This window comes from Serratia sp. G204Y (assembly GCF_051172435.1).
GTDB classification, from domain to species: Bacteria; Pseudomonadota; Gammaproteobacteria; order Enterobacterales; family Enterobacteriaceae; genus Serratia; species Serratia sarumanii.
On sequence record NZ_JBPIZA010000001.1, the window covers coordinates 1,750,687 to 1,766,004 of the forward strand.

15 protein-coding genes are annotated in these 15,318 nt (G+C 60.9%); 7 read left to right on the plus strand and 8 right to left on the minus strand.

Going from position 1 to position 15,318, the window contains the following annotated elements; all coding sequences use genetic code 11:
- Window positions 1–46 precede the first annotated feature (46 nt).
- The gene (locus tag ACSBQQ_RS08535; protein WP_049211442.1) at window positions 47–532 is read left to right on the plus strand and encodes a heme-degrading domain-containing protein; all 486 of its coding nucleotides are present in this window, start codon (window positions 47–49) and stop codon (window positions 530–532) included.
- Between the two features lie 232 nt (window positions 533–764).
- Window positions 765–2,453 (plus strand): C4-dicarboxylic acid transporter DauA, encoded by a 1,689-nt coding sequence (gene dauA, locus ACSBQQ_RS08540; protein ID WP_049211444.1) that lies wholly within the window; start codon window positions 765–767, stop codon window positions 2,451–2,453.
- Window positions 2,454–2,501: 48 nt separating this feature from the next.
- Here the strand turns inward: dauA and kdsA are convergent, their stop codons facing one another.
- The 6 genes from kdsA to hemA are packed head-to-tail and all read right to left on the minus strand — an operon-like array spanning window position 2,502 to window position 7,876.
- A complete protein-coding gene (kdsA, locus tag ACSBQQ_RS08545; protein WP_004941087.1) occupies window positions 2,502–3,356 on the minus strand; it encodes a 3-deoxy-8-phosphooctulonate synthase in 855 nt (284 codons plus the stop codon).
- 58 nt (window positions 3,357–3,414) lie between these two features.
- Window positions 3,415–4,224: an invasion regulator SirB1 gene (sirB1, locus tag ACSBQQ_RS08550; RefSeq protein ID WP_033646388.1), complete on the minus strand. Its 810-nt coding sequence runs from the start codon at window positions 4,222–4,224 to the stop codon at window positions 3,415–3,417.
- Window positions 4,221–4,622, minus strand: coding sequence for a SirB2 family protein (locus tag ACSBQQ_RS08555; RefSeq protein ID WP_170310367.1), 402 nt, complete (start codon window positions 4,620–4,622; stop codon window positions 4,221–4,223). Before ACSBQQ_RS08555 ends, sirB1 begins: the two co-directional genes overlap by 4 nt.
- Before the next feature lie 41 nt (window positions 4,623–4,663).
- On the minus strand, window positions 4,664–5,497 hold the full coding sequence (prmC, locus tag ACSBQQ_RS08560) for a peptide chain release factor N(5)-glutamine methyltransferase (protein ID WP_033646390.1): 834 nt from the start codon (window positions 5,495–5,497) through the stop codon (window positions 4,664–4,666).
- Window positions 5,497–6,582, minus strand: a complete 1,086-nt coding sequence (gene prfA / locus ACSBQQ_RS08565) for a peptide chain release factor 1 (protein WP_033646391.1) — start codon at window positions 6,580–6,582, stop codon at window positions 5,497–5,499. The genes prmC and prfA overlap by 1 nt, the downstream gene beginning before the upstream one ends.
- A gap of 31 nt (window positions 6,583–6,613) precedes the next feature.
- The gene (gene hemA, locus ACSBQQ_RS08570) at window positions 6,614–7,876 is read right to left on the minus strand and encodes a glutamyl-tRNA reductase (RefSeq protein ID WP_033638164.1); all 1,263 of its coding nucleotides are present in this window, start codon (window positions 7,874–7,876) and stop codon (window positions 6,614–6,616) included.
- 468 nt (window positions 7,877–8,344) lie between these two features.
- Between hemA and lolB the strand changes: the two genes are divergently transcribed.
- The 3 genes from lolB (at window position 8,345) to prs (ending at window position 10,953) form a co-directional block, all read left to right on the plus strand.
- Window positions 8,345–8,968: a lipoprotein insertase outer membrane protein LolB gene (gene lolB, locus ACSBQQ_RS08575; RefSeq protein ID WP_033638163.1), complete on the plus strand. Its 624-nt coding sequence runs from the start codon at window positions 8,345–8,347 to the stop codon at window positions 8,966–8,968.
- Window positions 8,965–9,831: a 4-(cytidine 5'-diphospho)-2-C-methyl-D-erythritol kinase gene (ispE, locus tag ACSBQQ_RS08580; RefSeq protein ID WP_033638162.1), complete on the plus strand. Its 867-nt coding sequence runs from the start codon at window positions 8,965–8,967 to the stop codon at window positions 9,829–9,831. Before lolB ends, ispE begins: the two co-directional genes overlap by 4 nt.
- Before the next feature lie 174 nt (window positions 9,832–10,005).
- The gene (prs, locus tag ACSBQQ_RS08585; protein ID WP_004941061.1) at window positions 10,006–10,953 is read left to right on the plus strand and encodes a ribose-phosphate diphosphokinase; all 948 of its coding nucleotides are present in this window, start codon (window positions 10,006–10,008) and stop codon (window positions 10,951–10,953) included.
- Between the two features lie 185 nt (window positions 10,954–11,138).
- Here prs and ychH read toward each other — a convergent pair whose 3' ends face one another.
- Window positions 11,139–11,417, minus strand: coding sequence for a stress-induced protein YchH (gene ychH, locus ACSBQQ_RS08590; protein WP_025302491.1), 279 nt, complete (start codon window positions 11,415–11,417; stop codon window positions 11,139–11,141).
- 301 nt (window positions 11,418–11,718) lie between these two features.
- On the opposite strand from ychH, the gene pth reads away from it, so the two are divergent.
- Complete coding sequence (gene pth, locus ACSBQQ_RS08595) at window positions 11,719–12,309, plus strand: aminoacyl-tRNA hydrolase (protein WP_004941053.1); 591 nt, start codon at window positions 11,719–11,721, stop codon at window positions 12,307–12,309.
- A gap of 37 nt (window positions 12,310–12,346) precedes the next feature.
- Here the strand turns inward: pth and ACSBQQ_RS08600 are convergent, their stop codons facing one another.
- Complete coding sequence (locus ACSBQQ_RS08600) at window positions 12,347–13,876, minus strand: SulP family inorganic anion transporter (protein WP_033646392.1); 1,530 nt, start codon at window positions 13,874–13,876, stop codon at window positions 12,347–12,349.
- A 334-nt stretch (window positions 13,877–14,210) separates the two neighbouring features.
- Here ACSBQQ_RS08600 and ychF point away from each other — a divergent pair, with 334 nt between their 5' ends.
- Window positions 14,211–15,302 (plus strand): redox-regulated ATPase YchF, encoded by a 1,092-nt coding sequence (gene ychF, locus ACSBQQ_RS08605; protein WP_049211448.1) that lies wholly within the window; start codon window positions 14,211–14,213, stop codon window positions 15,300–15,302.
- The last annotated feature ends 16 nt before the right edge of the window (window positions 15,303–15,318 follow it).

The window sequence follows — 15,318 nt, forward strand, 5'->3', positions numbered from 1 at the left end:
GGCGCTTCAGGCTACTCTGTGCCCTGTGTTATCGGGGGAGAACCGCATGAATATCGACGATGAACTGCAGGCGCTCAGCGAACAGGAAGCGACGCTGGCCTTTACCCATTTTGATGCCGCCACCGCCTGGGAACTGGGCGCGGCGCTGAAAACCGCCGCCGAGCGGCGCGGCCTGAGCATCGCCATCGAGATCCAACTGGCCGGGCAAACGCTGTTTTATTACGCCATGCCGGGCGCCACGCCGGACATCGCCGACTGGGTGCGGCGCAAGCGTAATCTGGTGAACCATTTTCACAAAAGCTCTTACGCCATCGGCCTGCGCCTGCAGCAGCGGCAAACGTCGCTGGAGGAACGCTACGGGCTGAACGTGCGCGACTATTCGGTGCACGGCGGCGCCTTCCCGCTCACCCTGACCGGCCTCGGCTGCGTCGGCAGCATCAGCATTTCCGGCGCGCCGCAGAAAGAAGACCATCAGCTGTTGGTGAGCACTTTAGCGAACTTTCTCGGCTTATCTCTTCCCGCCCTGCACTAACCGTTAAAACCTCGATTGTTCCTTTGCTTTTCAGCCGCAGAATCTGCGGCTGACTTATCTGTTATCGGCATTTAGCGCCAAACAAAAGGGCGACTCTCTGATTTCCTGCGCCAAATTGATACAGGTCTGGTAATCCGCTGAGCAAAAGGCGTATGGTATCTATCACGTGACAAGACGGACCTCATCGGGCCCGCCATTCCTTTCACTTTTGAAGATTTGGTACGCACCGTAGATGAAAACGCATGAAATAAACAAAATTCGCCCCTTCAGCGCGCTGATAGACGCCTGCTGGCGGGAACCTTATAGCCTGGCGCGGTTGCTGAAAGACGCTATCGCCGGGGTGACGGTCGGTATTATCGCCATCCCGCTGGCGATGGCGCTGGCGATCGCCAGCGGCGTGCCGCCGCAGTACGGCCTGTACACCGCCGCCATCGCTGGTATCGTCATCGCCGTCAGCGGCGGTTCGCGCTACAGCGTCTCCGGCCCCACCGCCGCCTTCGTGGTGATCCTGTATCCGGTTTCGCAGCAGTTCGGCCTGGCCGGCCTGCTGGTCGCCACGCTGATCTCCGGGGTGTTTCTGCTGCTGATGGGGCTGGCGCGCCTGGGCCGGCTGATCGAGTACATTCCGCTGCCGGTGACCCTCGGCTTTACCTCCGGCATCGCCATCACCATCGCCACCATGCAGATCAAGGACTTCTTCGGCCTGCAGCTGGCGCACACGCCGGAAAATTACGTCGGCAAACTGCACGCCCTGCTGCAGGCGCTGCCAACGCTGGATTTCGGTGATACCCTGATCGGCGCGGTGACGCTCTTGATCCTGATCTTCTGGCCCAAGCTCGGCCTGCGGGTGCCTGGCCACCTGCCGGCGCTGCTGGCGGGCACTGCGCTGATGGGACTGCTGGCGCTGTTTGATCACCCGGTGGCGACCATCGGCTCGCGCTTCAGCTACCTGCTGGCCGACGGCAGCAGCGGGCAGGGCATCCCGCCGATCCTGCCGCAGTTGCTGCTGCCCTGGGATCTGCCGGGCGGCGGCGGGCAGCCGTTCACCCTGAGCTGGCAAACCGTTTCCGCCCTATTGCCGGCGGCGTTTTCGATGGCGATGCTCGGCGCGATCGAATCGCTGCTGTGCGCGGTGGTGCTCGACGGCATGACCGGCAAGAAGCACAACTCGAACAGCGAACTGATCGGCCAGGGCGCGGGCAACATCATCGCGCCGTTCTTCGGCGGCATTACCGCCACCGCCGCGATTGCCCGTTCGGCGGCCAACGTGCGCGCCGGCGCCACCTCGCCGGTGTCCGCCATCATCCACGCGCTGCTGGTGCTGCTGGCGCTGCTGGTATTGGCGCCGTGGCTCTCTTACCTGCCGCTGGCGGCGATGGCGGCGCTGCTGCTGATGGTCGCCTGGAACATGAGCGAGGCGCACAAGGTGGTTTACCTGCTGCGCCGGGCGCCGAAGGACGACATTCTGGTGCTGCTGCTGTGCATGTCGCTGACGGTGCTGTTCGACATGGTGATCGCCATTACCGTGGGCATCGTGCTGGCGTCGCTGCTGTTTATGCGCCGTATCGCCCGTATGACAAAGCTGAGTGAGCTGAGCGCCGACCACGGCCGCCTGGTGCTGCGGGTGAATGGCCCGCTGTTCTTCGCCGCCGCCGAGCGCATCTTTACCGAACTGCTGGCGCGCAGCGAAGGCTACCGCACGATCGTGCTGCAGTGGGATGCGGTGCCGGTGCTCGACGCCGGCGGCCTGAGCGCCCTGCGGCGCTTTATCGACGAGTTGCCGGCGGACAAAAAGCTGGTGATCACCGACGTGCCGTTCCAGCCGCTGAAAACCCTGGCGCGCGCGCGGGTGCAACCGATAGAGGGCCGCCTGCAGTTCTACCCGACGCTGCCGGAAGCGCTGGCGGCCACCGGTGCCTAAACGTAAAAAAGCCCGACGAGTCGGGCTTTTTTTTATGGCGACGAGCGCTTAGTTGCTGGTATCCAGCTCCGGGAAGCTCTTCACCAGGTCGTCGATGGCTTTCATCTGCGCCAGGAACGGCTCCAGCTTGTCCAGCGGCAGCGCGGACGGGCCGTCGCACTTGGCGTTGTTCGGATCCGGGTGCGCTTCGAGGAACAGACCGGCCAGGCCGACCGCCATGCCGGCGCGCGCCAGCTCAGCCACCTGAGCGCGACGGCCACCGGACGCGGCGCCGAACGGATCGCGGGTCTGCAGCGCGTGGGTCACGTCGAAGATCACCGGATGGCCGCCGGTCACGTTTTTCATCACGTTGATGCCCAGCATGTCGACCACCAGGTTGTCATAGCCAAAGTTGCTGCCGCGATCGCACAGGATCACCTGGTCGTTGCCGCCCTCTTTGAACTTGTCGACGATATTGCCCATCTGCCCCGGGCTGACGAACTGCGGCTTCTTGACGTTGATCACCGCGCCGGTTTTCGCCATCGCTTCCACCAGATCGGTCTGGCGCGCCAGGAAGGCCGGCAGCTGGATCACGTCAACCACTTCGGAAACCGGCTGCGCCTGCGCCGCTTCATGCACGTCGGTGATGATTTTCACGCCGAAGGTTTTTTTCAGCTCTTCGAAGATCTTCATCCCTTCTTCCAGGCCCGGACCGCGGTACGAGTGGATGGAAGAGCGGTTGGCCTTGTCGAAAGAGGCCTTGAATACGTAAGGAATGCCCAGTTTTTGCGTCACGGTGACGTAGTGTTCGCAGATGCTCATCGCCAGATCGCGCGATTCCAGCACGTTCATACCGCCAAACAGCACAAACGGCAGATCGTTTGCTACGTCGATATCGCCAATGCTAACCACTTTCTGTTTCATGCTTTCGCCTTTGTTAAGGTTGTAACCGTCGCCTTGCACACTGCGCGGAGTCATTGAATTAATGCAGCGTCACCTGTTTCGGCTCAATCGAATGGATCTGCACTTTGATCACTTCGCTGACCGGGTCTTCAGGACACTGCTCGACAAAATAGTTGAGATCGGAAATCGCGATATGGTTGCACTCCAGCTGGGCGTAAATCAGCCCGCGGTCGCGGATCTCGTACGGATCTTCCGGATCGAAGCACAGCACCGTTTCGCTGGTGCGCAGCGCCATTTCCAGCTGTTTTTCTTCCATCAGAGCGGCCTTCAGCGTATCGAGCATCTTGCGCACCACCATGATGTTCTCCGACTCGTCGAGGTCGTCGTCTTCCAGCTCGGCACCCAGCCCCAAGTTGCCCTTGATCCACACTTCCAGCTGGTGTTCGCTAAGGGTTTCGCCGTTAAGCGGGTTGATCAGCCACAGCTCTTCGTCCAGCCAGTCGGCGCGCAGGATCAGCTGAGTGGGGAAAATCACCGGCAGCAGCGGCAGATCCAGCGCGTTGGCGATGTGCAGGAAAATGGTGCCCAGCGAGACCGGCGTGCCCTGCCGCCCTTCCAGCACTTTGTCCAGCCAGATGGCGTCCGACAGGCGGTACACGCCGCTGGCGCCGCCGAAGCCCCAGGTCTTGTAAAACAGCTCGATGAGCGCATCCAGTTGCTGCTCCTGAGTGATATCGGCCGGCACCGCCGCGCGCGCTTCGTCCACCAGCTGTTGCAGCTTGCGCTCCACGTCGGCAGCCGGGAAATCGCGCCGCACCGACTGCGACACCAGGATCACCCCTTCGCTCAGCGGCGAGGCGTTAAATTCAAAATCAGCAATGCTACTCATAGGTATCCCATCAGAAACGGTATTTTCGTCGTGGCAAGTTTAATTATCAGGTACAGGCAGCCCAACGCCAGCACGAACGCCACGGTTCGCAGCCGCTGACTTTTGGTCTTCTTGCCCAATGCGACGTAGCCAAGCAGGATATAGATAATAACGCCAAACAGCTTCTCGGTCAGCCATGAGTCCATACCCAGCAGCGGATAAAACCCGAACGTCACCACCAGCGCGATGCCGCTGACGAACAGCAGCGTGTCGTTCAGGTGCGGCGCTACCTTGACCCAGCGGCGGCCCATGATCGGCGAGCGGCGCCACTGCCAAAAGAAACGCAGCACAAACAAGGTAATACTGATGGCGACCGTCAGCAAATGGAAATGTTTCAACGCGGTGTATGCAGTCATGATGCTCCCTTAAATGGCGCGGGCGTCGTTATTATCAGTGGCGCTTATCCCGGCCATTGGCCGAGCGTCACGCGGTCGTTGTCGCCGTAATCGCGGTGGGTGGCGACAGCGGAAAATCCGGCGGCCTGCAGCAGCGCGCGCACGCTCTCGCCCTGCTGCCAGCCATGTTCCAACAGCAGCCAACCCTGCGGCTGCAAATGGTGCGGCGCCTGGCCCACGATGGCGGCCAGATCCGCCAACCCATGATCGGCGGCGACCAGCGCGCTGCCGGGCTCGAAGCGCACATCGCCCTGCGACAAATGCGGATCGGCGGCATCGATATAGGGCGGATTGCTGGCGATCAGCGCGAAGCGTTGCCCCGCCACCGGCGCAAACCAGCTGCCCTGTAGAAATCGGACGTTGTCGATCTTCAGCTTGCGCGCATTATGCTGCGCCAGCGCGACCGCCTCCGGCTGCACATCGACGCCGATTGCCGAACAATCCGGGCGCTCGCTGGCCAGCGCCAGCGCGATGGCGCCGGTGCCGGTGCCGAGATCGAGGAAGTGGCAGGGTTGCGGCGGCAGACGCGCCAGCGCCAATTCCACCAGGCATTCGGTATCCGGGCGTGGGATCAGCGTTGCGGGCGAAACCGACAGCGGCAGCGACCAAAACTCGCGCTCGCCCACCAGATAGGCCACCGGCTCACCGCGCTCGCGGCGCGCCAGCAGCGTCTCCAGCTGCTGTTGCTGCGGCGGCGTCAGCAGGGTTTCACCGAACGCCATCAGGAAGGTCCTGGCCTTGCCGGTCACGAAACCCAACAGGATTTCCGCGTCGCGCCGGGCGCTGTCGCTGTGGGTCAAACGCGCGGCGGCGGCTTTCAGCCAGTGTTGATAGTCCATCACTCTTGCTCGGCGGACAGCGCAGCCAGCTGGTCGGCCTGATACTCCTGCACGATCGGCTGGATCAGCATGTCCAGTTTGCCTTCCATCACCTCGTCCAGACGGTAGAGCGTCAGGTTGATGCGGTGGTCGGTCACCCGCCCCTGCGGGAAGTTGTAGGTGCGATTGCGGTCGGAACGATCGCCGCTGCCCAGCAGGTTGCGGCGAGTGGACGCTTCGGCCTGCTGGCGCTTGGCCATCTCGGCGGCGCGAATGCGCGCGCCCAGCACCGACATCGCCTTGGCTTTGTTTTTGTGCTGTGAACGTTCGTCCTGGCACTCCACCACGATGCCGGTCGGCAGGTGGGTGATGCGGATCGCCGAGTCGGTGGTGTTAACGTGCTGGCCGCCGGCGCCGGAGGAGCGGAAAGTGTCGATTTTCAGATCGCCCGGGTTGATGTCCGGCAGCTCGGCTTCCGGCACTTCCGGCATCACCGCCACAGTGCAGGCGGAGGTGTGGATGCGCCCCTGGGATTCGGTTTCCGGCACGCGCTGCACGCGGTGGCCGCCGGATTCAAACTTCAGCTGGCCGTACACGCCATCGCCGGAGACTTTGGCGATCACTTCCTTGAAGCCGCCGTGCTCGCCTTCGTTGGCGCTCATCACCTCGACGCGCCAGCGGCGGCCTTCGGCGTAACGACTGTACATGCGGAACAGATCGCCGGCGAAGATCGCCGCCTCATCGCCGCCGGTGCCGGCGCGCACTTCGAGGAAGCAGCTGCGCTCATCGTCCGGATCTTTCGGCAGCAGCAACACCTGCAGCTGCTGCTCCAGCTCTTCGCTGGCCGCCCGCGCCTGTTTCAGCTCTTCCTGCGCCATTTCGCGCATCTCCGGATCGTCCAGCATCATTTCCGCCGTCTCCAGATCCTCCTGCACCTGACGCCATTCCAGGAAGCAGCGGCTGACGTCGGTCAGCTGCGCGTATTCTCGCGACAGCGCGCGGAACCGGTCTTGGTCGGCGATGACACCGGCATCGCCGAGCAGCGCCTGCACTTCTTCATGGCGCTCTTGTAACGCTTCCAGTTTGGCAACAATAGAAGGCTTCATGCGTGGTAATAAACCCTGTTAATAGAGAAAACTAATGTTGATCCAGCCCGAGGCTGTCGCGTAATAACTGCAACCGCTCCACGTCGCCGTCGCCGGCGGCCTGCTGGAGGGATTTGGTGGGGGCATGAATAAGACGGTTGGTCAGTTTATGGGCCAGCTCGTGTATCACCTGCTCCACGTTGGCGCCCTGCGCGATGGCGGCCAGCGCTTTGGCTTCCATCTCTGCGCGAATTTGGTCGGCCTGCGAACGGTAGTCGCGGATGGTTTCCACCGCGCCCTGCGAGCGCAGCCAGGCCATGAAGTTGGTGCTTTCCTGCTGCACGATCGACTCTGCCTGCACCGCCGCCGCTTTGCGCTGCGCCAGATTGCTTTGAATGATGGCGTGCAGATCGTCCACGCTGTACAGATAGGCGTTGGCCAATTTGCCGACCTCCGGTTCGATGTCGCGTGGTACGGCGATATCCACCAGCAGCATCGGCTGGTTGCGGCGCGCCTTCAGCGCGCGCTCCACCATGCCTTTGCCGATGATCGGCAGCGGGCTGGCGGTGGAACTGATGATGATGTCGGCGTCCGCCAGGCGTTCGTCGATTTCAGGCAGGGTGATCACCTCCGCGCCGACCTCGTCCGCCAGCAGCTGCGCGCGCTCGCGGGTGCGGTTGGCGATGATCATGTGCCGCACTTTATGCTCGCGCAGGTGGCGCGCCACCAGCTCGATGGTTTCGCCGGCGCCCACCAGCAATACGTTGAGATCGGCCAGCGATTCGAAGATCTGCCGCGCCAGCGTACAGGCGGCGAACGCCACGGAAACCGCGCTGGCGCCGATGTCGGTTTCGGTGCGCACGCGCTTGGCGACGGAGAAGGATTTCTGGAACAGACGCTCCAGCTCGCCGGAGAGCGACTGGCCGCGTTGCGACTCGGCGAAGGCCTTTTTCACCTGACCGAGGATCTGCGGTTCGCCCAGTACCAATGAGTCCAACCCGCTGGCCACCCGCATCAGATGGCTGACCGCGTCGTTGCCCTGATGCCAGTACAGGCTTTTCTTCACCTCTTCCGGGCGCAGGTTGTGATAGGCGCACAGCCAGGCGACCAGCTGCTCGTGCATGTGTTCCTGCTGCTCTACGCTGAGGTACAGCTCGGTGCGGTTGCAGGTGGACAACACGACGCCGCCCTGCACCAACGGTTGTTGGAGCAAGCTGGTCAGCGCCTCATCGATGGACTCTGGCGAGAAGGTCACCCTTTCACGCAGAGAAACCGGAGCGGTTTTGTGATTTATACCTAACGCCAGCAGGGTCATTGCTTCGAGTAATACTTATCTTGGTACGGGTTCTCGTTGAACGGCATTCTACTTGATGCGCGGGATCAATAAAAGTAACAACCGCATCTTCCGTTCAATCGCTGTCATAGATGACATCAATTAATGAATAAGCAATAAATACAGCAGGATAAATAGTCATGAGGTAGGTCGATTGCTTAAATTTTAGCGCAGTTTGCGATAACGCGCACGCTATTCGGCGTACACAACGGCGGCGTTTGCGCAACGAAGGCACCGCTTATCGGGCGCGCCTCCCCCGCCTTCAGGCGATTGTGTTACGCTTAATGGCGACCCCGACGCGCGTGCCGGGTTGGCATTGCGCCGGTAAAAGCGGCAAGATTCAACGCGATGCAGCAAAAAATTGACGCGCCGCCGCCGCCCCGTTAGCGTGAGCGCTGAATCCGGGTTTCGTCGCGCATGCCCGCAAGGACAAAAGGACAAGAGAAAGTTATGCCAATACGCAAAGTTAGTTTGCTCCGTCTGATCCCGCTGGCCAGCCTGGTGCTGGCCGCCTGTACCACCACCAAGCCGACCGGCCCGGCCACCAGCCCGACCTCACCGCAGTGGCGCGCCCATGAGCAGGCGGTGCAGCAGCTCAGCACCTATCAGACCCGCGGCTCCTTCGCCTACTTGTCTGATCAGAAAAAAGTCTACGCCCGCTTCTTCTGGCAGCAGTTCTCGCCGGAGCGCTACCGCCTGCTGCTGACCAACCCGCTCGGCAGCACGGAAATGGATCTCAACGTGCAGAAAAACGTGGTGCAGTTGACCGACAACCAGGGCAAACGCTACGTCAGCGACAACCCGGAAGAGATGATCCGCAAGCTGACCGGCATGGCGATCCCGCTGAACAACCTGCGCCAGTGGATGCTCGGTCTGCCGGGCGAAGCCGGCGATTTTGCGCTGGATGACCAATATCGCCTGAGCAAGCTGACCTACCAGCAAGGCGGCCAGACCTGGAAAGTGGATTACCAGGGCTACAGCAACGAGGTGCAGCCGACGCTGCCGAACCGCCTGGAGCTGCAGCAGGGCGACCAGCGCATCAAGCTGAAAATGGACAACTGGACGCTCAAATGATCCGCCAGTGGCCCTCCCCCGCGAAACTCAACCTGTTTCTGTACATCACCGGCCGTCGTGAAGACGGCTATCACCTGCTGCAGACGCTGTTCCAGTTTTTGGACTACGGCGACACCCTGACCATTGACCCGCGCCAGGACGATCGCATTCATCTGCTGACGCCGGTCGACGGCGTGCCGGACGAGCAGAACCTGATCGTGCGCGCCGCCCGCTTGCTGCAGCGCTATTGCGATGAACGCGGCCTGCAGACCGCACCGCGCGGCGCCGACATCAGCATCGACAAGCGCCTGCCGATGGGCGGCGGTTTGGGCGGCGGCTCCTCCAACGCCGCCACCGTGCTGGTGGCGCTGAACGAACTGTGGCGCTGCGGTCTTGGCGACGACCAACTGGCCGAGCTGGGGCTCAGCCTCGGCGCCGACGTGCCGGTGTTCGTGCGCGGCCACGCCGCCTTCGCCGAAGGCATCGGCGAGCGCCTGCAACCGGCCGAGCCGCAGGAAAAGTGGTATCTGGTGGCGCATCCCGGCGTCGGCATCCCGACGCCGGTTATCTTCGGCGACCCCGAATTGAAAAGAGACACCCCGGTTCGCTCCTTAAGTGAGCTGTTGCAGGCACCGTACGCAAATGATTGCGAACCGATCGCAAGAAAACGTTTTCGCGAGGTTGAACAGCTTCTTTCATGGCTGTTAGAATACGCCCCGTCACGCCTGACTGGCACAGGTGCTTGTGTGTTTGCTGAATTCGACACAGAAATCGCCGCCCGTCAGGTGTTAAATCAAGCCCCGGAGTGGTTGTGTGGTTTTGTAGCGCGCGGCGTTAACGTCTCCCCACTACATCGCATTCGTTCCGGGCGGTTTGAGTCGTAGCTCAACGTTTCGCTGCGCAGGGTCATACACACCTGGCCCTGTTATCCCTGCGCTGCCTGCGGTCTCAATTTTAGTTTTACATACCCGTATGTATATTGCGCCGGCGTCGCCGACTGCCCCTTGGCGATGTCGTATGACAATATCTTCTCTGGACGCAAGCCTGAGGTTCTTCTCGTGCCTGATATGAAGCTTTTTGCTGGTAACGCCACCCCGGAACTAGCACAACGTATTGCCAACCGTTTGTACACCAGCCTTGGTGACGCCGCTGTAGGTCGTTTTAGCGACGGCGAAGTGAGCGTGCAAATCAACGAAAATGTACGCGGCGGTGATATTTTCATCATCCAGTCCACCTGTGCCCCGACCAACGACAACCTGATGGAACTGGTTGTGATGGTCGACGCCCTGCGTCGCGCCTCCGCAGGTCGTATTACCGCCGTTATCCCTTACTTCGGCTATGCCCGCCAGGATCGCCGCGTGCGTTCCGCGCGTGTGCCGATCACCGCCAAGGTGGTTGCCGATTTCCTCTCCAGCGTAGGGGTTGACCGCGTTCTGACGGTGGATCTGCATGCTGAGCAGATTCAAGGCTTCTTCGACGTTCCGGTAGACAACGTGTTCGGCAGCCCGATCCTGCTGGAAGACATGCTGCAGCAGAACCTGGAAAACCCGATCGTGGTTTCCCCGGACATCGGCGGCGTAGTGCGTGCCCGCGCCATCGCCAAACTGCTGAACGACACCGACATGGCCATCATCGACAAACGCCGCCCGCGCGCGAACGTTTCTCAGGTGATGCACATCATCGGTGACGTGGCAGGCCGCGACTGCGTGCTGGTCGACGACATGATCGACACCGGCGGTACCTTGTGTAAAGCGGCTGAAGCGTTGAAAGAACGCGGTGCCAAGCGCGTATTTGCCTACGCGACGCACCCGATCTTCTCCGGCAACGCCGTGGACAACATCAAGAACTCGGTGATTGATGAAGTGATCGTCTGCGACACCATTCCGCTGTCGCCGGAAATCAAGGCACTGAAAAACGTTCGCACTCTGACCCTGTCCGGCATGCTGGCTGAAGCCATCCGCCGCATCAGCAACGAAGAGTCGATCTCTGCAATGTTCGAGCATTGATGCGTCGTCTTTCCGGTGCGGCGCCCACCGCGCCGGAAAGATAGCGAGCCCGACAGCAGAAAAAGAAAAACCCGTTGGTGCGTAAGCAACAACGGGTTTTCTACTCGTAGTCCAACATGACCTCAAACCTTAATGCACGGCAGATTTTCCCTTGCCCTGCTCTCGCTTCCCTTCTGATTTTTTAATCAATGCGACGAACGATGTTGGTCGTTGCGGCACCGTTTATCAAAGTGTTTTACCCACCAGTAACGATCCGCCACCTGCTCGCGGCCGCCGATACGCGCGCCCACCAGCCACAACAGCGCGCCGACGAAGATACTCATGATGGCGCCGTGGGCGAAAAATTGCGGTAAATTGAACTGGGATACTTCAGCAATAATGGAGTATCCGACGCCACCGATCATCACGACCAGCCCCAGCCCCATAAAAAAGTTGCCCATTCTGTCCGCGCTTCTACGTTTCATATGCCACCTCCATGATTGCCATGTGCCAACCGGGATAACGCTGCAACTTGTTAACCCACTTTGATAAGTTAAGTATAGTCCTTGTTACGGCAAGGGGATTGCGGAGGCGATCACAAATGGTAAAGAATTATTGACACTTCTTAACGCGCCGCTGAAAATTAGCGGACAAATTGAATTATTCAGCTAATGAATCATTCGTCTTTCTTACCTAAGGCGACGATGGGGATCGGATTTTGTCATTCGCCGCCCCGGCAGGTAGACTAAGGCCCTTTCCATTACCCTGATCATAGTGAATCTCCCAGTGAGCAGTATTAAATTGATAGTTGGCCTGGCCAACCCGGGCGCGGAATATGCCCAAACGCGCCACAACGCCGGCGCCTGGTACGTCGATCTGCTGGCCCAGCGCCACAATCAGCAGTTGAAAGAAGAGAGCAAGTTCTTCGGCTACACCGCTCGTTTGAACCTGGCGGGCAACGACGTGCGCCTGCTGGTGCCGACCACCTTCATGAACCTGAGCGGCAAAGCGGTGCTGGCGATGGCCAACTTCTACCGCATCGAACCGAACGAGATCCTGGTGGCGCACGACGAGCTGGATCTGCCGCCCGGCGTCGCCAAAATCAAGCTCGGCGGCGGCAACGGCGGCCACAACGGCCTGAAAGACATCCAGAACAAGTTCGGCAACAACCCGAACTTCTACCGCCTGCGCATCGGCATCGGCCATCCGGGCGACAAGAACAAGGTGGTGGGCTTCGTGCTCGGCAAACCGCCGGCCAGCGAGCAGAAGATGATCGACGAAGCGATCGACGAGTCGCTGCGCTGCACCGAGATGCTGATGAAGGACGGGCTGGAAAAAACCGTTCAGCGCCTGCACAGCTTCAAGGCGCAGGCCTGAACCTTGCCGCAGCGGGCGCCCTGCCCGCTGCCGGCATCTAGCCGCGCGGGTTGAAGGTCTCCTCGCTCACGCGGCGGTCATCGGCGGTGAAGCCCTCTTCCGCCACGTAATATTGCGGATCGTCCAGCTCATGGCTGCAGAACGGCCCGGCGCGTTTAAGTAAACGCACACAGTCGCCGCTCAGGTGGCGCAGCCGAATGCTTTTTCCCGCCGACAGATAACGCGCCGTCAGCTTATCGATCGCCTCTACGCCGCTGGAATCCATCACCCGGGTGCCGGCAAAATCCAGCACCACGTTCTGCGGATCGCTCTGCGGGTCAAACAGTTCGGCGAAAGCGGCAGCGGAGCCGAAGAACAGCGGGCCATCCAGTTGATACACCGCCACGTCGCCCGTCACCTGCCGCTGGCGCACGCGGATGCGCGCCTGCTGCCAGGCGAACACCAGCGCCGAGATAATCACCCCGCTGATCACCGCCACCGCCAGATCGGTAAAGATGGTGATCAGCGTGACGGCGAGCATCACCAGCGCGTCCGCCTTCGGCATGCGGCGCAAACGGCGCAGCGAGCTCCACTCGAAGGTGTTGTAACACACCACCAGCATCACCCCGGCCAGCGCCGCCACCGGCAGCAGGCCGATATAGCGCGACAGGCTGACCACGAACAGTATCAGCAGGATGGCGCCCACCGTGCCGGAGAGGCGCCCGCGCCCGCCCGAGGTGAAGTTGATGATCGACTGGCCGATCATCGCACAGCCGGCGAAGCAGCCGAACAGGCCGCATACCGCGTTACCGGCGCCCTGCGCGATGCTTTCGCGGTTGCCGTTGCCCTTCTTGCCGCCCATTTCATCCAGCACCGTCATGGTCAGCAGCGATTCAATCAAACCGACCAGGGCAATCACCACCGCATAGGGCAGCACCACCCGCACCATTTCCAGGGTGAACGGCGCCGTCGGCAGGCTGAAGTGCGGCAGCGCGCCGGAAATGTCCGCCAGATCGCCCACCCGCAGCGTGTGCAGATTGAGGCCGATCGCCAACGCCGAAACCACCAGCAGCGCCGCCAGCGAAGACGGAATGGCTTTGGTCAGGCGCGGGAACAGCACCACCACCGCAATCGCCAGCGCCACCAGGCCGTACATCAGCGGCCCCTGCCCGGCGATCATCTTCAGCTGCGCCAGCATGATGACGATCGCCAGACCGTTGACGAAGCCGTGGATCGCCGGCAGCGGCACCAGACGAATGAACTTGCCCAGCCGGAAGGCGCCGATCAGGATTTGAATCCCCCCGGCAAACAGCGTGGCCCACAGCACGTAGCCCATGCCGTACTGCGCCGCCAGGCTCATCAGCACCACCACAATAGAGCCGGCGGCGCCGGAAACCATGCCCGGCTTGCCGCCGAACAGCGCCGTGACCAGGCCGATAATAAACGCGGTGTGCAAACCGACGATCGGCGAAAGACCGGCGACCAGCGAAAAGCCGACCGCCTCGGGGATCATCGAAACCGCCACCACAAAGCCCGCCAGGACTTCATTTTTAACGTCCGCGATCCTGACGTTACTCAGATTAAACATGCATTATTCACTTATGACAGATGACATCATCTCCCCGCGTAGCGGGTATGGGGTACCGCAAGGTGCGGCAGACTGCAGGCGGGCACAGCTCAGGGTGGCGTAGGCAAGAAATACATCCGGCGCGTTTCCTGTCGGTTAATCGGAACGGCCAGTATGGGTAAATGTGATCCAAATCTCAATCAAAAACCGGCCGCGGGCGCTGCGCTCGCCCCGGCCAAACAAGTCTGATCGAGATAAACGCCCATTACGTGTATAATGGCGGCATTATTTTGCCCTTTATGCAGTCGATTAAACCTAACCGGCTGATAGTTAAGATATTTAAGGTGATTACAACATGGGATTCAAATGCGGTATCGTCGGCCTGCCTAACGTAGGCAAATCCACCCTGTTCAACGCGTTGACCAAAGCGGGCATTGAAGCAGCCAACTTCCCGTTCTGCACCATTGAACCGAACACCGGTGTGGTGCCGATGCCCGATCCGCGTCTGGATAAGCTGGCCGAGATCGTCAAGCCGCAGCGCATTCTGCCGACCACCATGGAATTCGTCGACATCGCCGGCCTGGTGAAAGGCGCGTCCAAGGGTGAAGGCCTGGGCAACCAGTTCCTGACCAACATCCGCGAAACCGAAGCCATCGGCCACGTGGTGCGCTGCTTCGAGAACGACAACATCATTCACGTCAACAACAAGGTCGATCCGGCCGAAGACATCGACGTGATCAACACCGAGCTGGCGCTGTCTGACCTCGACACCTGCGAGCGCGCCATCCACCGCGTGCAGAAGAAAGCCAAAGGCGGCGACAAAGACGCCAAGGCCGAGCTGGCGGCGCTGGAGAAATGCCTGCCGCACCTGGAAAACGCCGGCATGCTGCGCGCGCTGGATCTGAGCGACGAAGACAAAGCGGCGATCAAATACCTGAGCTTCCTGACCCTGAAGCCGACCATGTACATCGCCAACGTCAACGAAGACGGCTTCGAGAACAACCCGTACCTGGACACCGTGCGTAAAATCGCCGACGCCGAAGGCTCCGTGGTGGTTGCCGTGTGCGCCGCCGTGGAATCCGACATCGCGGAGCTGGAAGACGAAGATCGCGACGAGTTCATGGCCGAGCTGGGCCTGGAAGAGCCGGGCCTGAACCGCGTGATCCGCGCCGGTTATGAACTGCTGAACCTGCAGACCTACTTCACCGCCGGCGTGAAAGAAGTGCGCGCCTGGACCATCCCGGTCGGCGCCACCGCTCCGCAGGCGGCCGGCAAGATCCACACCGACTTCGAAAAAGGCTTTATCCGCGCGCAAACCATCGCCTTTGACGACTTCATCACCTACAAGGGTGAACAAGGCGCCAAAGAAGCCGGCAAAATGCGCTCCGAAGGTAAAGACTACATCGTCAAAGACGGCGACGTAATGAACTTCCTGTTCAACGTCTAAGCCCTTCCCCGCAGCA